20 protein-coding genes and 1 tRNA gene are annotated in these 22006 nt (G+C 60.9%); 10 read left to right on the top strand and 11 right to left on the bottom strand.

Features of this window, described 5'->3' with window-relative positions; genetic code table 11:
* Positions 1 to 17 precede the first annotated feature (17 nt).
* Complete coding sequence (locus tag NKJ04_RS24570) at positions 18 to 1181, bottom strand: D-alanyl-D-alanine carboxypeptidase family protein (RefSeq protein ID WP_164892962.1); 1164 nt, start codon at positions 1179 to 1181, stop codon at positions 18 to 20.
* 103 nt (positions 1182 to 1284) lie between these two features.
* Complete coding sequence (locus NKJ04_RS24565) at positions 1285 to 2517, bottom strand: septal ring lytic transglycosylase RlpA family protein (protein ID WP_352677689.1); 1233 nt, start codon at positions 2515 to 2517, stop codon at positions 1285 to 1287.
* Positions 2518 to 2893: 376 nt separating this feature from the next.
* Between NKJ04_RS24565 and NKJ04_RS24560 the strand changes: the two genes are divergently transcribed.
* From NKJ04_RS24560 to NKJ04_RS24540, 5 genes are all read left to right on the top strand, one after another.
* Positions 2894 to 3229 carry a hypothetical protein gene (locus NKJ04_RS24560; protein ID WP_023811948.1) on the top strand — a complete coding sequence of 112 codons (336 nt, stop codon included), beginning with the start codon at positions 2894 to 2896 and terminating at the stop codon, positions 3227 to 3229.
* Positions 3230 to 3697: 468 nt separating this feature from the next.
* Positions 3698 to 3787 (top strand) — tRNA-Ser (locus NKJ04_RS24555).
* A 300-nt stretch (positions 3788 to 4087) separates the two neighbouring features.
* Positions 4088 to 5218 carry an integrase gene (locus tag NKJ04_RS24550; protein ID WP_352677687.1) on the top strand — a complete coding sequence of 377 codons (1131 nt, stop codon included), beginning with the start codon at positions 4088 to 4090 and terminating at the stop codon, positions 5216 to 5218.
* A 615-nt stretch (positions 5219 to 5833) separates the two neighbouring features.
* Positions 5834 to 6268 carry a hypothetical protein gene (locus NKJ04_RS24545; protein WP_155930582.1) on the top strand — a complete coding sequence of 145 codons (435 nt, stop codon included), beginning with the start codon at positions 5834 to 5836 and terminating at the stop codon, positions 6266 to 6268.
* 164 nt (positions 6269 to 6432) lie between these two features.
* Positions 6433 to 6702 (top strand): HGGxSTG domain-containing protein, encoded by a 270-nt coding sequence (locus NKJ04_RS24540; protein WP_352441490.1) that lies wholly within the window; start codon positions 6433 to 6435, stop codon positions 6700 to 6702.
* 452 nt (positions 6703 to 7154) lie between these two features.
* Here the strand turns inward: NKJ04_RS24540 and NKJ04_RS24535 are convergent, their stop codons facing one another.
* The 9 genes from NKJ04_RS24535 to nanR all read right to left on the bottom strand — a co-directional run bounded on the left by NKJ04_RS24535 (position 7155) and on the right by nanR (position 16785).
* A complete protein-coding gene (locus NKJ04_RS24535) occupies positions 7155 to 9131 on the bottom strand; it encodes a D-apionate lactonase family protein (RefSeq protein WP_352677684.1) in 1977 nt (658 codons plus the stop codon).
* The gene (locus NKJ04_RS24530) at positions 9128 to 10222 is read right to left on the bottom strand and encodes an ABC transporter ATP-binding protein (protein WP_352677682.1); all 1095 of its coding nucleotides are present in this window, start codon (positions 10220 to 10222) and stop codon (positions 9128 to 9130) included. Before NKJ04_RS24530 ends, NKJ04_RS24535 begins: the two co-directional genes overlap by 4 nt.
* An 11-nt stretch (positions 10223 to 10233) precedes the next feature.
* A complete protein-coding gene (locus NKJ04_RS24525) occupies positions 10234 to 11082 on the bottom strand; it encodes a carbohydrate ABC transporter permease (protein WP_031213481.1) in 849 nt (282 codons plus the stop codon).
* The gene (locus NKJ04_RS24520) at positions 11082 to 12023 is read right to left on the bottom strand and encodes a carbohydrate ABC transporter permease (protein WP_023811941.1); all 942 of its coding nucleotides are present in this window, start codon (positions 12021 to 12023) and stop codon (positions 11082 to 11084) included. Before NKJ04_RS24520 ends, NKJ04_RS24525 begins: the two co-directional genes overlap by 1 nt.
* 85 nt (positions 12024 to 12108) lie before the next feature.
* Positions 12109 to 13764 (bottom strand): extracellular solute-binding protein, encoded by a 1656-nt coding sequence (locus tag NKJ04_RS24515; protein WP_023811940.1) that lies wholly within the window; start codon positions 13762 to 13764, stop codon positions 12109 to 12111.
* Positions 13765 to 13882: 118 nt separating this feature from the next.
* Entirely contained in the window at positions 13883 to 14935 is a 1053-nt protein-coding gene (locus NKJ04_RS24510) for an NAD(P)-dependent oxidoreductase (protein ID WP_352677679.1), read from the bottom strand.
* Positions 14936 to 14949: 14 nt separating this feature from the next.
* Positions 14950 to 15726 (bottom strand): HpcH/HpaI aldolase family protein, encoded by a 777-nt coding sequence (locus NKJ04_RS24505; protein WP_352613355.1) that lies wholly within the window; start codon positions 15724 to 15726, stop codon positions 14950 to 14952.
* Positions 15727 to 15772: 46 nt separating this feature from the next.
* Positions 15773 to 16078 (bottom strand): putative quinol monooxygenase, encoded by a 306-nt coding sequence (locus NKJ04_RS24500; RefSeq protein WP_023811937.1) that lies wholly within the window; start codon positions 16076 to 16078, stop codon positions 15773 to 15775.
* Positions 16078 to 16785: a transcriptional regulator NanR gene (gene nanR / locus NKJ04_RS24495; RefSeq protein WP_023811936.1), complete on the bottom strand. Its 708-nt coding sequence runs from the start codon at positions 16783 to 16785 to the stop codon at positions 16078 to 16080. The genes NKJ04_RS24500 and nanR overlap by 1 nt, the downstream gene beginning before the upstream one ends.
* Positions 16786 to 16962: 177 nt before the next feature.
* Between nanR and NKJ04_RS24490 the strand changes: the two genes are divergently transcribed.
* The 5 genes from NKJ04_RS24490 (at position 16963) to NKJ04_RS24470 (ending at position 22001) form a co-directional block, all read left to right on the top strand.
* The gene (locus NKJ04_RS24490; RefSeq protein WP_128304509.1) at positions 16963 to 17142 is read left to right on the top strand and encodes a hypothetical protein; all 180 of its coding nucleotides are present in this window, start codon (positions 16963 to 16965) and stop codon (positions 17140 to 17142) included.
* Between the two features lie 795 nt (positions 17143 to 17937).
* Positions 17938 to 18744, top strand: a complete 807-nt coding sequence (locus tag NKJ04_RS24485; protein ID WP_502897968.1) for a heme-binding protein — start codon at positions 17938 to 17940, stop codon at positions 18742 to 18744.
* Positions 18741 to 20621, top strand: coding sequence for a methanol/ethanol family PQQ-dependent dehydrogenase (locus NKJ04_RS24480; RefSeq protein WP_352677674.1), 1881 nt, complete (start codon positions 18741 to 18743; stop codon positions 20619 to 20621). The genes NKJ04_RS24485 and NKJ04_RS24480 overlap by 4 nt, the downstream gene beginning before the upstream one ends.
* Entirely contained in the window at positions 20602 to 21471 is an 870-nt protein-coding gene (locus tag NKJ04_RS24475; RefSeq protein ID WP_352677672.1) for a substrate-binding domain-containing protein, read from the top strand. Before NKJ04_RS24480 ends, NKJ04_RS24475 begins: the two co-directional genes overlap by 20 nt.
* The gene (locus tag NKJ04_RS24470) at positions 21468 to 22001 is read left to right on the top strand and encodes a c-type cytochrome (protein ID WP_023811931.1); all 534 of its coding nucleotides are present in this window, start codon (positions 21468 to 21470) and stop codon (positions 21999 to 22001) included. The genes NKJ04_RS24475 and NKJ04_RS24470 overlap by 4 nt, the downstream gene beginning before the upstream one ends.
* Positions 22002 to 22006: the final 5 nt, after the last annotated feature.

Below are 22006 nucleotides of genomic sequence, written 5' to 3'. Positions count from 1 at the left end.
GTTTTGAGTGATATGCGTTATCGCAGCCAGCCGACCGCCAGTTCCTTGACGGCATCGAGTGCGCGCTGCGGCAGCGTGCCGACGCCGATCGATTCGGCGGCGAAAAGCGGTGTCTCCTGGCTGAGCGTATCGCCGATCCAGACGCGCAGCGCACCCACCGGCTGCCCCTCCTCCACCGGTGCAGCAACCGGGCCGTTGTAGACGATCCTGGCCGTCAGCTTGTCGCGGTTGGTGATCGGCAGGAAAATGTCGATCGGACCCTTGGCCTTCAGCGTCACCCCGGATTTCGCTCCGCCGAAAACCTGGGCTTCTCCAACCACCTCGTCCTTGGCGAAAATTTCAGTCTTCTCGAACGAGCGGACACCCCAGTCGAGCAGCTTTCGCGCTTCCTCGGCGCGCTCCTTGTCCGAGGCCAGCCCGCTCATCGCCGCGATCACGCGGGTACCATTGTGGCTGAGCGAACCGACGATGCCGAAACCGGCTGCCTCGCTCGCACCGACCGCCAGGCCGTCGGCGCCGATGTCCATCGCCAGCAGCGGATTGCGGTTCCTCTGTGAGATCTTGTTCCAGGTGAAATCCTTCTGGCTGTAATAGCGATAGAGATCCGGATAATCGCGCCACAGGTGCAGGGCGAGCTGCGCCAGCTCGCGCATGGTCGTCTGTTGGCCATCCGCCGGCAGGCCGGTCGAATTGACGAAAGTCGACGTCTTGAGGCCGATCTGGCGGGCCCGTTCGGTCATCTGCGCGGCAAAATTGTCCTCGGATCCCGACATGCCTTCGGCGATGACGATGCAGCCGTCATTGGCCGCCTGCACGGTCACGCCCTGAATCAGGTCTTCGAGCCGGATCGACGACTTGAGCTTGGCGAACATTGTCGATGTTCCCGAAGGCGCGCCACCCTTGCGCCAGGCGTTTTCGCTGACAACGAACGTATCGTCGAGCTTCAGGCGACCGGACTTGATGGCGTTGAAAACCACTTCCATGGTCATCAGCTTGGCCATCGAGGCCGGCGGTATCGGCTTGTCGGCATCCTTGGAAAACAGCACCGTCCCGGTCTCGGCGTCGATCATGAAGGCCTGTGCGGCCTTGGTCTCGAACAGCTGCGCACCGGCCGGAGCCTGGAAAAACAGCAGCAGGCCAAAAACCAGAAGCCCGGCGAGCGGGAGCAAGCGCAATTGCATGATGTTCGACCCGTTGGCCGGCACCGCCGGCAAGCCCGCAAAAAGTATCGGGCTTTTTGCACGGCGGATCAACCGCGTAGCGGAAATCCAGCCTGGCTTGTGCTCAGTTGCGCACAGCCAGCGCATCGGGAGCGCCATGCGACCAGGCAGCCTGCAGCAAATCATCCAGGTTGTGATGGCCATCGGGATAGAGATTGACCGAATACCAATCCTCGCCGTCGAGTTCCGAACGCTGGATCTCGATCTTGCCGAAGGCGGCAAGCTGAGCGGCAATACGCTTGGCTTCTCCGGCATCCTCGAACGAACCGGCAGCAACGTAGTCGGTGGACGGACCGGCCGGTGGCGGCTGCCGCTTCCACGATTGGAGCACGTCGGCCGGCGACATGCCGTCGCCACCCATTGCGGCGAAGGCATTTGAGGCGCGTTCGACCCGCTCGTCGGCATAGGACAGCGAGGCCACGGCAAACGGTGATTGCGGCGGCAGATTGATCTGCGGGCGCTCCGGCACGATCGGGCCGAAATCCGGAAGCGCCAGATCGCCATAGGCCGAGGACTGCGTCGACATGACCGGCTGGACAGCGCCGGAATCGGTCAACTGGCCCGGAAACGGCACGGCGGCGGCGCCCGCAGGCAGGCTTGGCGACGGCCCGTTCATGGCGACCATGACGCCGGTCGGCAGTCCATCCGACGGGTCTGGCGCCCTGTTGCCGGGATGGTAGGAAGCCATCAGATACTGGTCGTCATCGCCGTCGAGCGGCGCGCGGCCGACATATTCGACCTTCACCTGAGCGGTGCCGGTGTTGGCATAGTCAAGCATCTGGGCAGCGCGCTCCGAGACATCGATGATGCGGCCTTCGTGATATGGGCCGCGATCGTTGACGCGAACGATGACCGAACTGCCGGTCTTGAGATTGGTGACGCGGGCATAGCTCGGCAGCGGCATGGTCGGGTGCGCCGCCGTTAGATGGGTCATGTCGTAGACTTCGCCATTGGCGGTAAGCCGGCCATGGAAGGCGTCGCCATACCAGGAGGCCAGGCCGACCTTGGCGTAGCGCTTGTCTTCCCGGGGGTAATACCACTTGCCGCGGACCTGATAGGGTTTGCCGAGCTGATCCCTGCCGCCGCCACGTTGGATGCGCCCATTCTGGGAGATCACACGCGGGCTTGCCTTCACGCCATATTCGGATTCGGCGAAATATTCTTTGGAGCGGGTCTTCTTGTAGACCATCGCTTTCGGCTCGTGCTGCGACGCACAAGCCGCCAGCAAGGCGGCCGACATGGCGAACAACGCGACTGCAGCAGCGCGACGAAGACGCGGTTGCGTCACAGCCTGCATTTTCCTGATGTCCCCTTCAGTCTTGACCTAGACGTCGTGTCCAACCGTCGAAGAAGCCGAAACACTCACCCGACCAATACAACGACGCCTTTGAACCCCGATCCTTTGTGCGCAGGAATTGCTTATCACGGTATTAACCGATTGTGGCTGCAACCGGGCAAGATTGTGGCGTCTCCACCGTGAAAGCCTTCTGAAAAGTAACGGTTTTCGTGCTTCCACGCGAGAGATGTGATGCCCTCTGCCACAGAGAGCCTGGCTTCGCTCCTGCCGCCCATGCCTGCCGTTGACCAAGCTTTGACGGGCAGCGGACCGACCGTCGGAACAAAGAAATGCGCCGCTAGTTTCTTCCGCAGGGCACTCGAACAGAAGGACGAGCATGATGAAAATGGCTTCATTGACAATCGCGATCGCAATGTCACTTTCTGCCGGGTCTGCGATCGCCGCATGCCCGGACAAGTCGGCTTCCAACGCAGGGACGGATTCCGAACAGACCGCCGGTATTTCGAAAGATGGAACTCATGCGCCTTTAGAGACCCCGAAAGCGTCGGATAGCGCGGGCAAGCCAGCCGCCAAGGATGGCGCCACGATGCCGTTGGCGGGCGCCGAAGGCGGCGGCGACAAGAATCTTGCAACCTCGCAGCAGGACATTGAGGCGCAGCAGCATGGTGATAAGGCCGCGGCGGCAAAGGCGGACGAAAGCTGCAAAGACTGAGGAACACGCAGGCCGGAGCCGATTTGCAGCTTCGGCCTTCCTCACGAGCAGCTGTTCCCTTGGCGAACTGAATTTTTTGGGGAAATGCCGCAGCTCTCCCAAGAGGTTGACCTATAGGGATTAACCCGCCCCGCCCGGTTGCAAGGATGGTTCTGGCGATAGCTGGACTGCGCCCTTGCCTGGGGCGCTGCATGGAAGCACTGCAGCGCCTCACAATCTCGGGCAACGCCCGCGGCGGGCTTCTTCTTCATGCACCATTGGACCGCGATGGTCCCGGTGCTCGATCCCGACAAGCTCAGAGTCTGCCCAGGACAGCAGGAAGCGACGCAGCGGTGGTTGACGCAGCCCTCAATGCCGCTTTACAGGAATGAGGCGTGAACCAGCCGGGAGCGCCTTCGGTGCCAATCCGGTGCCAACAGGCCAAACGGGTTGGCCCCCGCGCTACCCAAGTGGTTGAAAAATCACGATGGAGGAATGGCCGAGCGGTTTAAGGCACCGGTCTTGAAAACCGGCGTGGGTGCAAGCTCACCGTGGGTTCGAATCCCACTTCCTCCGCCAACTGGCGCCCCTGCAACCCACCTTTTTAGCATTTTGAACCTCCTATTGACCTTGCTCGCGCAACATGCCCCTTATTATGTGTAACAATCTGTGTAACGCCAGGGGATGGAATGGCGCGGAAAGATCCGCCAAAGGCGCATAAGCGCGACGGCACCTGGTACCTCGTTCGCCGTGTTCCGAAGGAATTCGCCGAGCTCGATCGCCGCGTCCTGGTCCGCATCAGCACCGACATTCCGATCGTAAACGATTCCCGTGGCATTCGTGCCAAGGAAGTAGTGCAGCGCCTCCACGTCGAGCTCGATGCGTATTGGGGAGGGCTTCGCGACGGTCAATCTGGCGAAGCGCTTGCGTTTCGAGGCGGCCCAGCAGCGGGCGAAAGCCCTGAGGCTGGTCTATCAGACGAATGCCGAGCTCGCTGAAGGCGCGCGCGATGATATTGTCGACCGCATTAGACTGCTCCTCGACAGGAACGTCATTGAGGACGAGCGGGAGGTGGCGGCCGCCCTGGGTGGTGAGGAGCGGCCGGCGATCCGCCTCACGGGGCTGGTTGCAGAATTCGAGAAGATCGAGGCCCAAAGCCTCAATGCCATGTCCCCGAACCAGCTCCGAAAGTGGCGCAATCCGAAAAAGCGCGCCGTTGGCAACCTTATCGAGGTTGTGGGCGACATGAACATAGCCGCCCTCACCCGGAGCCACGCCATACAATTTCGCGAGTGGTGGCAGAAACGCATACGCCTGGAAAGTCTCGACATCGGCACCGCAAACAAGGACATCGGCCACGTGTCGAAGATGCTGACCACTGTCGACATGGCACATCAGCTGAATTTGCCGCCGGTGTTCAAGAAATTGCGGCTCTCGGGACAGGTCGCGGTCCAACGAGCGGCTTTCGAAGCGGCTTTCGTCCAAGACAAGATCCTTGCCGACCGCGCGCTGGCGGAACTCAACGAGGAGGCCCGTCACCTTGTGCTGCTGATAGCGGACACCGGCATGCGTTTGTCGGAGGCGGCGAACCTTCTGCCGCACCGCATCTTGCTAGATCACGCGGTGCCACATGTGCAGGTGAGGCCCGATGGACGCGTGTTGAAGACAGACCACTCCCTGCGCGACATTCCGCTCGTGGGTTGCGCGCTCGCCGTAATGAAGCTCCACCCCAAAGGGTTTCCGCGCTATCTCGACAAGGCCGACTCGCTCTCTGCCTTGGTCAACAAGTTTCTTGACAATGCGAATCTCCTGCCGACTGATGACCACTCTCTCTACAGCCTGCGGCACACATACGAGGATCGGCTGACGGCCGTGGAGGCGCCCGAAAAGGTCGTGGCCATGCTGATGGGCCACAAATGGCATCGGCCAAAATACGGTTCTGGCCCGACGCTCGAGCAAAAGCAGTTCTGGCTGAAGAAGATCGCGTTCAAACCGCCGGCGCATCTTTGACCTCCCGCGCATCATTGCGGTGAGGACCGCCGCGTTATCATCGTGGCGCGCTTGAGCTCGACGGCGCGCTCCAGATGCTCGAACAACGGCACGTATGCGCTCTCAGGGGTACAGTCACGCTTGTATATGCGGTGCTCTCCGATTAATGGCCGTGAGCCGAGAACAAATCCGAGAGGCCGAAGGATGTATGGCGATGTCGTTAGGGAAGAACTCAATCTCCAGCCTTCGGCCCTCATCCGCTCCGAAGCTGAGTACATCCTCGACTTCCGTGATGCTGACGCCCTCTGAGCTCGACTTGCTTCGGCAACAGTCGAAAGAGACGGGCGACTTCGCGCGAAAAGCCTTCGAGGGTCTACGCCCCAAGGCAGCGAAATCGGCCTATGCGGCTGGGGTGCCGTCGACGGTGACACCGAGCAGACGCGCCTGAGTTTGGAGCGACCGGACGGACACCGCCGGCGGCTACTACACGCCTAGAGACGCAATCGTACCGCGCTGGACAGCGGCCGGCCCAATGCGGCCTACCACGAGGCGTTCCACCGCCTGCAGGCGCTGTTTCTCACCGATGCCGAGCCTCGGCTAAGATTTCTACGACGCTGGACGGGATCGAAGCGGCCCGTGCTTTTGCCAGCTCTGGAGAGCCACCATTTTTACGTTTACCTGCTTACGTCTCCGTACCAGACCAGTGGGGGCTGCTGTCAGCTCCCCGATGCTCATGCCATTGCAGAGAGCCGCCTAAATGAAAAACAGCTGTCATTGGCTCGAACTGTCCTTATCGAAGATCGTTTTGTCATCTACGATCCAAAGACTGAAGAATATTTCATTATCGACTGGTTCAAAGATAACCCGCCGATGGGTGAAAAACATCGGCTTGGCGTGATAATGCAAATCGACAAGATTGTAAGCAAGCGAGTTCGTGGAGCGGCGCTATCCGAGCTTGAGCGGCTTTGCCCAGTAAAGCTAAAAGATGAATCAGAGGTACTCCCATTCAAATCGGGTATTCATAATACCGCAATCGTCCGAAATGCTGGGTCTTTGAAACGCTCTCAGTGAGCCATCCTATCGAGACCCTGTCGCTGCCCTACCCTATCGATACCTTATCCATACCCCATCGATACCCTATCGATACCCTATCGACACAGAGACAGAGATAGAGACCATACAAGACGGAAATCCAACGAAACAAAAAATCTTACCTAAACCATTTTGAAAAATGTTTGCCGCGAGCGGCGAAGCTACCCTGTTCCGCGTTGGAGCGAAGGATCGAACATGGAGGACAGAACCAGTTGGCCCAAGACTACACCGAGACATGCGAAGCTAAAACTAGGAGGGGGACGGAATGCAGAAACGCAGCTGTGCCTGGAAAGCTCAGATGTCGGTTTCATGGTGGGCTGAGTACAGGCCCCACATCCCAAGGAGGAAAGGATAGGATAGCCGAAGCGCAGCGGTATCGTTGGGAGAGGTGGAGAGCTGCGGCTGATTCCTAGCAAATTGGCTTGGCAATCGTCGGCGCTCAACGAATGACTTGACTCCTCAACGGACATATTCGGACGGGTTTGAATGGGTCAACAATCCGCTTGAATGAATCAAGATGCAAACGGTGCCACTCCATGGGGTGTTACGATTATGTTGACTTTTGTTGACCTGAAAATCGTTTCGGTGAACGGGTTTCCAGGCACATGCTGAAGCGCACGTAGTGGCCAGGGGGCATTGAGGCGCGTGAGGCTTGCCCGGCGCAGCCAGAGCAAACCAGGCTCACGGACGTTTTGCACGGCAGACCAGGTCTCAATCATCTGCTGCTTTCGCGCGCTATGCCTTTGAATTGACCAACGATGGGGTTGGGGGTCAAAGCGAGATGGATCCCAAGCGCGGCCTTAGGGCCTCATAGAACTATCACCCTCATCTTTGTCGGGGTTTTGGCCAACTAGCGAAGATCGGGCTAGGTCGAAGACGGCCGATCTAGGTTGACTCGCACGACCGCGTAGGCGTCAAGCGAGATGAATTGGTCATCCAGCGGTCTTGCGGAAATTTCCATGAAGTTGGGATCGGTTGCCGCCTGCTCGAACTGCTCGGCGCCGAGAAGAGCAATACGGGCGCTGCTCGGCGCATCCGAAAGCCGCACAGATTGCGTCTTGGCGGTGAGGTTAGCGACCCACAGGGTCACGCCCCGATCGTTTTCAGCTGCGATCGTCACAACGCCGTCAGCGCCGAAAGTTCCTACGGACAGCAAGGTGGCTCCGCCGAGCTTTGAGAGACCAGCCAAGACATGGAAAGCGGGATAGACCGTTCGGGAATCCTGCTGGTCAAACCATGGCTGCACGAAATCAGCCTTCCTATGGATTTGGCCAAATGGACCGGTGAAGTCACCGAAGACGACGGCCTCGATGCCCTCGCGAGCGCATGCGGCGAAATAGCCGACGATCCAGGCCGCATTGAACAGCCCGCGCTGACGAGGATCGATGCGCGATAGGCAGACGCGACCATTCGCTTCGTTCTGCGCCGTGGAGGCACCGTAAGGGTTCTCGCGGCAGCCGAGCTGACTGGGACCCACACGCAGCGGCAATTCGCCCATGAAGGAACGGGCAGAGCGGATCAGGTGGGGAATGGCCTCAAGCGTCTCCATCACTGACACATCGTCGGCAGCGTGCACGCTTGGACAGGTGGTAAAGGTCGCGTAGTCGAGCGCCTCGCTTGGCGGGCGCTTGCGATTGAGCTCGGTGAAGTAGGCGGCCATGCCGCCGCCGACCGGTACACCCGGGAAAGCCCGGCGCGCTGCCGAGTAGCTTTCCTGGAAGCTCGGCATGGCCGGCCATGCTGCTCCCGGCTGTACCGATTTCATGTCCTGCGCCGGAAAGACGCAGATAGCTTCTAGATTGAGGCCGAGGCGACGGACAACATCCGCGACCGGCTTCAACTCGCCGAAGGGATCCAGCGTTCCCCTGGTTATGATCTCCAGCACGACGCTTGCACCAATCAACCGGGTCAGCGCTGCGTACCGTTCAAGTTCATCGTGGCCGTGCCCGAGACGGAGATCGACCTGGCAGGCTATCCACTGCGGAGCCAATTGCCGAATTAGATCGGAGTTTCCAAGGGCGTGCCTGGCCTCGTCGGCGGCGACGCCGACGCCAATGCGAGGCACTCGGCCGGCCGGTCCGCCAATCGTCACTTTGATCGGCGGGTCAGGATTTTCAGACATCGGCGCAAGAAGCGTCCCCGACATATGCAGCCGGACGGCCTGGGTGAATTTCTGGCCCTTGGGCAGTCTGTAGGGCCACGGGCGACGCAAGGGACGAACATAGGTTTTATAGGATGCGTCAGACCAATTGCGTTGATCCTCCATCTCAAAGGCATCACCATCCATGGTGCAGGTGGCCCAGATCCCAGGCGCGATCTCATGTGACAACGCGCGCACGTCGGTGAACGGACATTCCGGATCAATAAAGTCCGGAAAATGCGAAAGCCTTTCGAGACCATCTTGATGCAGGACCCGCACCGGCTTGCCGGCCAAATCTGCTATGGGATGCAGCACGACGAAGCCGGTCCGGTTGGTCAAAAGGTCGGTCTCAGGCTCTGCTTGTGTCACAAACGACAGCGCACCATCGCTACTGCCCGAGACGCGTGCCCGGTAAACCAGGCGGCCGGATGTTGCGGCACATGTTGCACGGTATTCAATGGCGAACGCATCCGGCCTCTCGTCGATCCGCAGATCATCGAGAACGGGGGTACATGTTCCCCAGTTTTCGTCCCGTACAAGAAACGAGATTCCGCGCAAGATCTCGATCGTCCCGATGCGGATGTAGCGCAACGCCCCATTGTCGAACGCGACCGACAAGGATCCGGCGCGCAGTGTGCGCAGCGGTGCCTCGGGCTGTTCGGTGCCACATAAGCGGACTGCCAGGGAAGCTGTCGAGGTCAAATTGCCCGCTCCGTCGTGGCGTCGAAGATCGAGGCCCGGTTCATGTTGATGTCGATCGCAAGCTTCTCGCCCGGACGGCTGACGTCGTGCGCCTGCAGCTCAGCCATCACCGGCGCGCCAGCCAGTCGGAATGTCGCGTAGCTGCGCGAGCCGGTCGGCTGCAGCAGGTCGATCGTTGCCTCATAGCGAAACGTGCCCTGCTCCGGTGTGGCAGTGTGCGCCCGAGTGAGATGTTCTGGCCTCAACCCGAGCAGCACCTGCTGTCCGTCTGCGACGCCCTTCAGCCCCCTGCCCGGCGCTAAGGGCAGCAGCGCGTCCGCGAGCTGGATGGCGGCGGCGCTTCCGTCCAAGGCAAGGTTGCCTGGCAGGAAGCTCATCCGCGGCGAACCCAGAAACCCAGCGACGAAGGTTGAGGCCGGGTGCTCGAACAACTCGAGTGGCGCGCCCTGCTGCTCTATCAACCCGTCGCGCATCAGCACGATGCGGTCAGCCAACGTCATCGCTTCGATCTGGTCATGGGTGACGTAGATCATCGTTGTGGCAATGTCCTGGTGAAGGCGTTTGATTTCGCCGCGCATTTCGTCGCGAAGCTGTGCGTCGAGATTGGACAGTGGCTCGTCGAACAAAAAGATGAGGGGGTTGCGGACTATGGCGCGGCCGATGGCGACGCGCTGACGCTGGCCACCGGACAGCTGACGCGGAAAACGCCCCAGCAAGGGAGTGATGCCAAGCATGCGTGCCGCCTCGGCCACGCGCACCTCGACCTCTGGCTTCGGCATCTTGCGAGCCTTGAGGCCGAAGCCAATGTTCTTGGCCACGCTCATATGCGGATAGAGCGCATAATCTTGAAACACCATTGCCACGTCGCGATCGCGCGGCCGGAAATCATTGACCACTTCGCCGCCAATCTCGATCGTGCCTTGTGAGCTCTCCTCCAGTCCTGCGATGGTCCTCAGCAGAGTGCTCTTGCCGCATCCGGAGGGTCCAACCAGGACAGTGAACTCGCCGTCGGGGATGTGGAGGTCAATGCCGCGCACCGCATGGAAGGCGCCGTAGCGCTTGTGCAAGCCGGTGATTCTGACTTCGGCCATGCCTTCCCTTCCTATCCGCGAACGGCGCCGAGCGTCAGCCCGCGCACGAGATGTCGTTGAGCAAGCACTCCAAGGGCGATCGATGGCACAAGGGAGACAATGGCAAGGGCTGCGGCTTCACCATATTGTGCGCCCTGGAAGCCGATGAAGGCTCGGAAGACCGTTGGCAGCGTAAAGGCAGTTCGGCTGGTCAAAATCAGAGCGAAGAAGAACTCCGTCCAGCAGGCAATGAAGGCGAAGACAGCCGCCGCGACGATGCCTGGTGCTGCGAGCGGCACGGCAACGCGCCAGAACGCCTCCCATCTCGTGCAGCCATCGACGAGGGCCGCCTCCTCCATCGACTTCGGCATGCCGCGGAAATAGGCAAACATCATCCAAACCGACACCGGTAGCGTGAAGACCGTGTAAGCTAGGATCAGCCCGATATGGGTGTCGTACAGCCCGACGCCACGATAGATAAGGAATACCGGCAGGACGATGCCTATCGGTGGCAGGAAGCGCTGCGACAGGACCCAGAAGGACAGATGCCGGCCGCCCGTGTTGTAGCGCGCCAGACTATAAGCCATCAGCGTGCCGATCAGTGCCGAAAGCACCGTCGCCGAAAGCGAAATAATCAGGCTGTTGATAAGCCCGTCGAGACCGCGATAGGTGAACAGCGCAGCTTCGTAGTGGACAAGCGTCGGTGCGGCAGGGAACCAGACAGGCGGTACGGTGAGGTAGTCGTCGCTGGGCTTGATGGAGGTGTTGAACATCCAGTAGAGCGGCCACAGCACAAACACCAGGAAGAACCCCAGCAGCAGAATTCGGCCGATCGGCAACGACCGGCGTTTCCTGCGGCGGGCGGGCGCGACGGCGGCCATTAGACCGGTTCTACCTTCAAGAGCCGACGCACCAGCAACGTCACGATGAGCGCCGTAAAGATCAGGAACAGCCAACTTCCTGCTGTTGCTTGCGATAGATGAAACTGCGTGAAGCCGACGGTATAGAGATAATAGGAGGCCGTGTAAGTTTGTGTTCCCGGGCCACCGCCTGTCATGATGAAAATGGTATCGAACATACGGATTGCGTCGAGCAGACGGAAGGTCAGGGCCAGCAGCATCATCGGCCCGAGATGCGGGAGCGTGATCGCCCAAAAAGCCTGCCAGGCGTTGACGCCGTCAAGTTCTGCCGCCTCATAGAGATTGGGTGGGATTGCGGTCAGCCCAGCGAGCAGGATGACGAACATGAACGGCGTCCACTGCCAGACATCGGCGATGATCAGCGAGATATAGAGCCACGGGCGCTCCGTCATCCAGCCGATCGTAACCTCCTGCCCCAATAGTTGCGTCAGGATATAGTTGGTCGGTCCGAAAGGCCGCTGTAAAAGCAGCGTCCAGGCCTGGCCGACGATGACCGGGCTGATGAACAGCGGCACGATCAGGATAGACATGATCACACCGCGGCCCGGAAAGCTGCGCACCATTGTCAGCGCCACCAGGAGACCGAGCACGAATTCGATAGCGACGCTGATGCCCGACAGCCATGCTGTCAGCAACAGCGACCAACGCGCTACTGGATCGAACACGACTCGCTCGAAGTTCTTCAATCCGACAAAGGCGTGGCCCGGCACCTGGAAGTCGTAGTTGATGAAAGATACCACCAGCGAGAACAGAAGGGGATAAATCGAGAGCGCCAAAATCAGCAGCACCGCAGGCGCCACCAGCAGCCACTTAAAGTGACGGTCTGCCCATTGGGCAAAGGCAGACAGCCGGGGCGGTGCGCCGGCGGCCTTCAAGCGACGGATCGTGGCGGTGGGCTGCATAGGCGTATCCAAAAATCGCCGCTTAGCGGGGAGGTGTTGCGAGCCAAGCGCCCGCAACACCAATTGCTCCAGAGCATGCCTCCCCTCAGAGGGTGACGGCCATGCCAAGTTTTTCCACCGTGTTGTCGGCAGTGGCGCCAGGCAGTTTCAAGAACTCGGTGTAGAAGCCTTTCTGCGAATCCACACCCAGTCGGTCGGTCGTCTCGTTCCACTCGGCGGCCGCCGTTTCAAGCGACGCCTTCGCATCCGCCCCAGCCCACACCGCGGTGCACATGCGGTCGATGCTCAAGAAGTAGTCCTGCGCGCCCGGCATGATCGGATCGAGCAGACCGACATTTGCCGAGTTGTTGAGGTTGGCAAGGTACTCCTTGGCACTGGGGAAGAGCGCGCCGTAGAGCTCGGACTTGAAGTGCGAGATGCGGTATGGGTCGCGTAGCGCATAGGGCAGCATGCAACGTGCCAGCGAGACGGGTGGCGAGCATACCCATTGCATGAACAGATACGCCGCCTCTGGGTTGGGTGAATCCGCCGACAGTGCCTTGTTGTAGCCGGTCGCATGTTCCGGATTTCCCGGAACGACGGCATAGCCGACCTTGCCAGCGATCTGCGACTGCGGAATGAAGTTGATTGCCGTGGCGGACTGCGAATAGTTCGCCGCCATACGGCCGCTAGGAGGCCAGGAATAGATCATCGCGACTTTGCCGGTCAGGAAAGCCGCCCACAAGGAAACGGCGTCGAGCTCGTTGTTACCGGGGATCGAGGCCTTGTTTGCGGCGAGCATGTTTGTCAGCGTCTTGACGCCGGCATCCGACACCAAGCCGGCCTTCATGTCGTCTCCGAACAGTTTTCCGCCGTTGGCGCGGTACTGCTGCAGAAAGTCGAACTGATTGCCAGGGCTGCCCGCCTTGCGGAAATGTCCCGCGCCATAAACCTTTGGCGCCATCTGGTCGGTAATGAACTGGGCGATCTGGGCATATTCTTCCCAGGTCTTCGGCGGTCCAAGCTTGGCGTTGAACTTCGCCTGGTAAGCCTCCACCATTTTCGGATCCTCGAAGATGTCCTTGCGGTAGTAGAGAGCGAACATGTCGCCGTCGTCGAAGAACCCCCAGATCTTGCCCTTGTAGGTCGGCAGCGCCTTGTACAGGGGATGATAGTCCTCGAGGTCTGCCGGGTTCATGTATTTGGCGATGTAGTCGTCTAGAGGGGCAATGACGCCGCCATCGGCAAGCGACGGTGTCCAGGCCGGTGAGATGTCGAGAACGTCATAGGCACCCGAGCCGGCGATGTGCTCGGCGACTGCCTTGGAGTACTGGTCAGGGTTCGACAGTTCGACGACATTCGACTTCATCCCGGTAAGCTGCTCCCACATCGGCCCACTGAAATTGCGCGGATCGAGTGCCTGCAGGCCAGCCTCGTAGGTCATGTTGAGGGTGACGCCCGAATGCGCCTTGGCGGCCTCCACCGCGCGAAAGGCGGAACCGTCCGCCGGGCCTTCCTTCGATGCTTTCAGGGCTGCGGCCTGCGCTTGGCCGAGCGGCGAGGTGGCGTCCGCCAGTTCCAGCGTCTGCTGCGCCACCGCCCAATCGGTCATCATCCCCAGCATCGGGCCAGACGCAGCCAACATGCCGGTCATCTGACCGAAGCGGGTTATGAAAGTTCGGCGGGTGGTTTCGCCGCGCATGAAGGCGTCGACCTCTGCTTCGAGACCTGCCTGAAAGTCACGTTTGTCACGATCGTTCATAGTGCTTGGTCCTCCCGTTTCCATTTGCCTCACTCGTCCGCGGGCGCGGCGGTCGAGCATTCCTCCCGTAAAGTCGCCGCAAGGGGGCCGCGGCGGCGCACCAAAAATCAGCGTCCTCCTAGGTTCCGAAGCGGGCCGCGAGCCCCGACAGCCTGGTCTTCCACAGCTCGCTCGAAAGCACCTCGCGATTGACCACGCCGTGCGGATCGCGACCGTGTTGCACCTCGATCACCGCCTTGACGTCGGCGGCACCGTTGCCGGCAAAGCACTGGTCGGTCCAGCAAAGCGCGTGCGGCGCCAGGATGACATTGTCGAGTTTGAGGATCGCATCGTCTGCATCGGGAGGCTCCGGCTCGAGCACGTCGAGACCGGCCCCCGCGATGCGGCGCGCCTGCAGCGCTTGTGTCAGCGCTTTCTGGTCGACGATCGGGCCGCGCGCGGTGTTGATCAGGTAAGCTGTCGGCTTCATCAGGGCAATCCGCTCAGCGTTGACGATGTGGTGGGTCTGCGGCGACAGCGGGCAACTCACCGACAGCACGTCGGCGCGGCGAAACAGGTCCTCCAGCCCGACCAGTTCGACGCCCAGGTCGGCAGCAATCCTCTTGTCAGCGAACGGGTCATGGGCAATGAATTGCATGTCAAAGGGCCTCGCCAAGCGGAAGACCTCGGCGCCGATGTTGCCGATGCCCAGCGACCCAAGCGTACGCCCGACGAGCCCGACGCCCATATGTTCCGAGCGCTCCTGGAAGCCATGAGGTCCCTTGCGGGTGAGCGCGTCCTTTGTCAGCAGTTTGCCGGTCAGTGCCAGCATGAAGGTGATGACGGATACGGCGACGGGCCGTCGCACGCCATCGGGCGTGATGACCAAGGCAATGCCGGCTGCGGTGCAGGCCTCAACGTCGACAGTGTCGTAGCCGACCCCGAAGCGGGCAACGACGGCCAGGCGTCCGCTCCTGGGGACGCTCGTGGCATCGAAGCGATGGGCGAGGAGGATCAGCGCGTCGAAATCCTCAAGTTGGTCGGCGCGAAGCGGACTGTTTGACTCCAGGAACACCATCTCGACGCCCGTCGCATTGCGCAGTGGCACCAGATCGAAATCTGGGTAGGTCGGCGAGCCGTCCGGCTTGCGGAAATCACCGGAAAGCGCCACCCTGAATTTTACGCTGTCCATCGTCTCCTCCGCTCCTATTCGCACCCGGCGCGGATCTTGGAAACCGCGTCGGCGATCGCGTCGTGCAGAATCCAAACGTCGCCTGAATAACAAATAAAATCGAAGCCTTGTGCGTAGAAGTCGTGTCCCTGCGCGACGTTGGGAACCAAGCGTCCAAGCGATTTGTTGTGCTTCTTGGCGGCGGCAACGATTTTGGCCATTGCAGCAGAGAAAGTGGGGTGGGCGAAGTCGCCAGGAATGCCGAGCGAGACGGACAGGTCGAAATGTCCGACCCACAGACAATCGACCCCGTCCAGTCCCGCGATGCCGTCAATGTTCTTGACGCCGTCGGCGGTCTCGATCAGGCAGATGAATGTCGAGCGCTTGTTGGCGGCTGAGAATTTATCAGCGACCGAGCCCGGACGGTAGCGGTCATGAGCGATCTGCAGCGCCACGCCGCGGACGCCGGCAGGGTGATATTTCATGGAATTGATGATGTGCTGCGCCTGCTCGACGGTACTCACCATCGGGGCGATCAGGCCTTCGGCCCCCATGTCCATGGCGCGGGCAAGGAAATGGTAGTCCTGCGATGGCACACGCACCATAACCGGCAGGTCGGCCGCTTCGAAATAGCGGATCGCACTCTTCACCGTTTCCAGGCTGAAGCCCGAATGCTCCATATCGAAAAAGACGAAGTCACAGCCAGCGGACTTCAGGATGTGACCTATACCCGGCGTCGCGAACTCGGCGACGAGCGTACCAAGTTTGACCCGCCTGTGAGAAGTTAACGCCCTGAGACTTGGCTCTGACATGCACTTCCTCCCGTTCGCCCAAAAGGGCCAATCCGCCTAGTTCTCGTCAATGCGTGGCCTCAAGAACGAGGTCGCAGGTCATCACCAACTTGGTCACGACGAGCGGCGCGCTCTGCGTATTGAATTCGTCGAAGTGAGCGGTGCGGCAGTGCTCCTCGAATGCGGCCTCGCTATCGTAAATCTCATAGAGCAGGACCCGGTCCGGTTCGCCGCGCGCCTCCGTCACGTCAAAGCGGCGGCAGCCGGCCTCGCTGCGCATCGACGCGGTTGCATTGGCGTCCACAAGTTCGCGGAATCTGCCCCGGGCACCCGGCTTGAGGCGGAAATCGACCCAGACCACGAAGCCCCTCATCACTTGGCACCTGCAATTTCCAGATAGCGCCTGGACACATATTCCAGATGCCTGCGCATAGCCGCTTCGGAGGCGTCTGGATCGCGCGCGGCGACGGCATCAAAGATTTCGCGATGAGCCTCATAGGCCTTGCGGTCTTCACCTTTGGCCAAAGTCGTGCGCCGCTGTTCGAGCAGCCATTCGGCCAACGCCGCGTGGATAGCTGTGAAGATTCGATTGCGGGTGATCACCGCCAGCACGTAGTGGAAGTCCACGTCGGTGCGCTCGAAGCGCGTCAGGTCCCCGATCGACTGTCGGTTGATTTCAAGCGCCTCTTTGAGACTTTCAATATCTTCTGGGGTGGCATTGATGGCGGCGTTGCGGGCAAGACCGACTTCGAAAAACAAACGCGCGCTCTGGAAGTCATGAACCCCGCCGGGGGCCGAAATCATGTGACGCGCCGGCCCCGAGAGGGCGTCGATCACGAATTGGGGCGTTGGCCGAGTGACGCGGGCGCGCTCGCCGGATTTCACCTCGACAAGGCCCATCTTGCTCAGATGCAGCAGGGCTTCGCGGATTGAAGGGCGCCCGACCCCAAACTGCCGCATGAGTTCCCGTTCGGATGGGAGCCGGTCGGCTTCGGCCAGCTCTCCCTCGCGGATCATCCGCTCAAGGTGCGCTGCAACCTCGTCCGAAAGCTTCCGCGGCTTGATCAGAACTCCGATCATTGGCATACCTGTTATACCAATACGCTATGGCCCCAGAGCGCCTCTGTCAACGATCCTTCTACCAACAGACGCTCGTGACCAAGTGAGAACGGTCATTGTTCTTCCTGTCAAACGAGTATCTATCGGCGTTCGCCCAACTGAGACGCCGCACAAAGTTGGAACGAATCTGGCGTAAAATTGGCTGGGCGCATCGACGCCGGCATCGAGGAGGCGCTCGCCCGCTTTGGCATCGATACTCGTGGCGCAGCAGACGGCTGGGGAGCGACACTCGACAGCGTATATGACGGAGCGATTGAGGCGCTGACCTCCCTTGATGCTAGCTTTGCAAAGGCACTAGCGATCATCGCCGAGGGCTGAGCATGGCAGACATCGATGCTACACAGCGCGTCGTCGAACATCTTTTGACGCATTTCGCCTGACCAAAAGCGGGCGCAAGCAGTCCGGCGGCAACGGGCTGTAACCGACTGTCAGGTCTCGGCAGGCATTTGAGATAGCTGCCGTTCTCCATACGATCCCCAGTTGGACGATAAGACCAAGCGTCCCAACAGCCAGAAGCGGACATCGTCAACGAGTTTAATTTACGCAGCCAGGATCGACCTCGCAGTTCGGGCCGATGCGACACCCATCCGGAACGCCATAGCTCAAAACCCCTCAAGCGCTTCAGCGCAGCGTTGCAAAAGGTCAAGCTGCGTTGCGGACCTCGGGTCTGCCGTTCGTTCTCCTCCGTCACGGCTGGTATACGGAGAACCACACGCCTTCCGTGATCCCTGACCTCTCTGGGCAGCATGATCCCGACCGCTTCCTGCAACGGAGGGGCGATCATTTCCACTAAATCCAATGCTTTATGAGGAAAGCCGGGGTACCGTTGGCTGGGATCAGTTCGCCCATCAACCAACTGTTTTTGTCACGTTTTTCCTTCCTGCGGGGTGTTGTTTGTATCACAATATGTATCACAGCAGGCAGCACAATCTCGCCGCGGATATTCCGCCGGCGACACGGACAGACGGCAACTTGCATCGGCGTACGAGGGGCTACGCAATTTTTTGCAGAAGCAGGAACATAGCTGCATCGCCCAAGTTTAAATACCGACGGCATTGGATCACGGATTCATTCTCGTATTTCCAGTCTGCCAGAGTGCTCCGGGATTCTTTGATGCTCGAACGAATGGGCAGGACAATGTATCGCTGTCAGCTTTTGCTATCAGCCTTTGGTCTGGTGTTGTTGACGGGTGGCCTGTTCCCACAGGGCCAAGCCATGGCACAGGCGCCCTGCCCGGCCGACCACGATAGGCTGCTCGCTGTCCTCAAGGCCAATGTGAAAGCAAGCGGCGGACCTGCCAACGGTGGCTTTGAGACCAACGAATGGGCCGCTATCGTCGCCCGCGACGGCGCCGTATGCGTGATCGCTTTCAGCGGTCCCGCCGCCGATTCGCAATGGCCAGGCAGTCGCCTCGTCGCGGCAGAGAAGGCCAATACGGCCAATGGACTCAGCCTGGCGCAGATGGCCCTGTCGACGGCCAATCTCTACGCGGGGGCGCAGCCGGGCGGGCCGCTTTTCGGCTTGCAGGAGACCAATCCGGTCAACCAGGCCACGGCCTATGCGGGCGATCCCAAAACGTTCGGAAGCGCCAGCGATCCCCTCGTCGGCAAGCCGATTGGAGGCGTCGTTGTGTTTGGCGGCGGACTTGCCCTCTATGACGGCAAGAGCATCGTCGGAGGGATCGGGGTTTCCGGAGATTCCTCATGCGCCGATCACAATGTCGCCTGGCGTGTTCGCGCGGCGCTCGGCCTCGACAAGGTTCCCGCCGGGGTCAATCCCAATCGCAAGGACGCCATCGTCTACGATCTCGATCCCGGCGGCAAAAGCGCCTCGGGCTGGGGTCATCCGCTTTGTGCCGGCACCGAGGCTGACATCGCGGCGGAGCTCGGCGCCGGCGTGGGAGGCTCGATCCACAAATGAAAGGCATGCTGCACCCGGCACCGGCGCGCGTTGACGCAGGACAAGGCGCCCGCGCATTGGCGACCTGGAATTCTTTTCGCACCTGCATACTCCCGGTGATGCTGCTGGCATGCGGCCCATTCCTGAGCGGTGCCTCGGAGCCCCCATCGGCGGCGGCTATTGCGCCGCCCGCCGCCCCCGCGCCACCCGATGACGGGCAATGGACAATGCCGGCCAAGAACTACGCGTCGACCCGCTTCAGCGACCTGACCGAGATCAACGAAGGCAACGTCAAGAACCTGCAGGTCGCCTTCACCTTCTCGACCGGCGTGAACAAGGGCCAGGAAGCAGCGCCGCTGGTTGTCGGCAGCAGCATGTACATCGTCACGCCCTTTCCCAACATCGTCTACGCACTTGACCTCTCCAGGCCAGGCGCGCCGATGAAATGGAAGTACGAGCCCAACCCCGAGCCGGCGGCACAAGGGGTGGCCTGCTGCGATGTCGTCAACCGCGGCGCGGCCTTCGCCGACGGGCGCATCTTCTTCAACACGCTGGACGGCCACACGATCGCGCTCGATGCCGATACGGGCAAGCCGATCTGGAACGCTCATATCGGCAACATCAACATCGGCGAGACAATCACCATGGCGCCGCTGGTGGTGAAGGGAAAAGTTCTGGTCGGCAATTCCGGCGGCGAAATGGGCGTCCGCGGCTGGGTGAAGGCGCTGGATGCCGGAAACGGGCATGTTGTCTGGACGGCTTATGGCACTGGACCCGACAAGGATGTGCTGATCGGCCCGGACTTCAAGCCCCACTATGACATGGACAAGGGCACAGACCTTGGCGTGACGACATGGCCGCCCGAAGCCTGGAAGATCGGCGGCGGCAATATGTGGGGCTGGATCTCCTACGATCCGGACTTGAACTTGATCTTCCACGGCACAGGCAATCCAGGACCGTGGAATCCGGATTTGCGGCCAGGCGACAACAAATGGACGTCCGGTATTTTCGCGCGTGATCCCGATACCGGAGCGGCGAAGTGGTTCTATCAGTGGAGCCCGCATGACCTCCATGACTATGACGGCATCAACGAGCAGATCCTTCTGGACATGACCTGGCAAGGCAAGCCGCGCAAGGTCCTAGTCCGACCGGAACGCAACGGCTACCTCTATATCCTCGATCGAACCACTGGCGAGGTGCTGTCGGCCACAGCCTATGGCCCGGTCAATTCCAGCAAGGGCGTCGACCTGAAGACCGGCCGGCTGATTGCAAACCCCGACAAGAGAACCGGCACCGGCAAGGTGGTGCGAGACATTTGCCCGACAGCGTCCGGCCTCAAGGACTGGCAGCCATCGGCCTTTTCGCCGAAGACCGGCCTGCTCTACATCCCCCACAACAATCTCTGCATGGATGAAGAAGGCGTCGAGGTAAACTACATCGCAGGCACGCCCTATGTCGGCATGAACGTACGCATGATCCCCGGGCCGGGCGGCAATCGTGGTGCCTTCACCGCCTGGGATGTTGCCGCCGCCAAGCCGGCCTGGGTCCTGAAGGAGAACTTTCCGGTGTGGAGCGGCACCGTCGTCACTGCCGGCGATGTCGTCTTTTACGGCACCATGGAAGGCTGGTTCAAGGCGGTCAGCGCCAGGACTGGCGACCTCCTTTGGCAATTCAAGACATCGTCCGGCATCATCGGCCAGCCGATAACCTATCGCGGCCCCGATGGGCACCAATATGTCGCAACTCTGTCAGGCGTCGGTGGCTGGGCCGGTGCCATCGTTTCCGGCGACCTCGACCCACGCGATGCCACCGCGGCACTTGGCTTCGTCAACGCGATGAAGGATCTGAAGAACGCTACCACGGCGGGAGGCACGCTTTATGTGTTCCGGCTTCCTTGATGGATTGGACTTGACCGTCCGTCCGACGCGCAAGGCGTTCCAACGGGTGGCGATCGGCATGGCCGGGCTCGCCTTGTTGCTCTTGCCGGCTATTGCCAATGCACGTGAGTTGAGAGTGTGCGCCGACCCGAACAACATGCCGTTTTCCAACGCGGCCGGTCAAGGCTTCGAGAACAGGATCGCGGAAATTATCGCCACTGATCTCGGCGCCAAGCTGACGTATACTTGGTGGGCGCAGCGCCGTGGCTTCATCCGCAACACGCTGAAGGCAGGCCTTTGCGATCTCGTGCCCGGCACGCCTGCCAATCTCGAAATGCTGCGCACCACCACGCCTTACTACCGTTCGTCCTATGTCTTCGTGACCCGCCAGGACGGCCCGGACGTGGCCTCATTCAACGACCCGCGGTTGCGAGAATTGCGCATCGGTGTTCAGCTCATCGGCGACGATGGCGCCAACTCGCCGCCTGTCCAAGCGCTTGGCCGCCGCGGCATCGTCGGACATCTGATCGGCTATCCCGTCTATGGCGACTACTCCGCTCCCAACCCTCCGGCGCGCATCGTCGAAGCTGTCGCGAACGGTGAGATTGATCTTGCCGTGGTCTGGGGTCCGCTCGCCGGCTATTTCGCCCAGAGGCAAAAGGTGTCGCTCCGGATCACGCCGGTCACGCCTCGCATCGACGGACCGCAACTGCCGCTGATGTACGACATCTCAATGGGTGTTCGGCGCGAGGACGATGCGCTGCGTGGCGATGTGAATAGCGCGCTTGCCAGACACAAGGCCGAGATCGACGCGGTTCTGGCGCAATACGGCGTACCGCGTCTGGACATGGCCGGGAATCCGGCGCGATGAGGCAGGCTCTGGCGATGTTGCTGCCCTTGACGCTGGTCCTGGTCGCCTGCCAGCGTGAGGAGCGCGATACCCGGCCACAATCGGCGCTCGGCTCAGGCGAACAGCCGACACCGGTGACCGCGCTTGAGCCCGGCGGCCAGCGGCCTTCCGCCAGTGACAACAAGGCGGCGAGCTTCGAGGCGAACGCCTTTCACCTTAGCGAGGGCAAGCGCCTGTTCGGCTGGTTCAACTGCTCGGGCTGTCACGCCAATGGCGGTGGCGGCATGGGCCCGGCGCTGATGGACGAAAAGTGGCTCTACGGCAGCTCGATCGAAAGCATCCATGCCACGATCCGCGACGGGCGACCAAACGGGATGCCGAGCTTCCGCCAGAAGATACCCGACGACCAAATCTGGGAACTTGCGGCCTTCGTACGCGCACTGAGCGGCAACGCGCCCTCCTCCGCCGCGCCGCAGCGCAACGACGATATGATGGTGCACCCGTCTGAAAACCGCCTGCCGGATGCCGCGACGCTGGGAAAGTCGCCGTGAAACGG

Origin of the sequence: Mesorhizobium sp. M0618, assembly GCF_040320765.1 — a bacterium.
In the GTDB taxonomy this organism is placed as follows: Bacteria; Pseudomonadota; Alphaproteobacteria; order Rhizobiales; family Rhizobiaceae; genus Mesorhizobium.
Note: the sequence above shows the minus strand (reverse complement) of the source record. Positions and strands in the feature narration are given on the sequence as shown.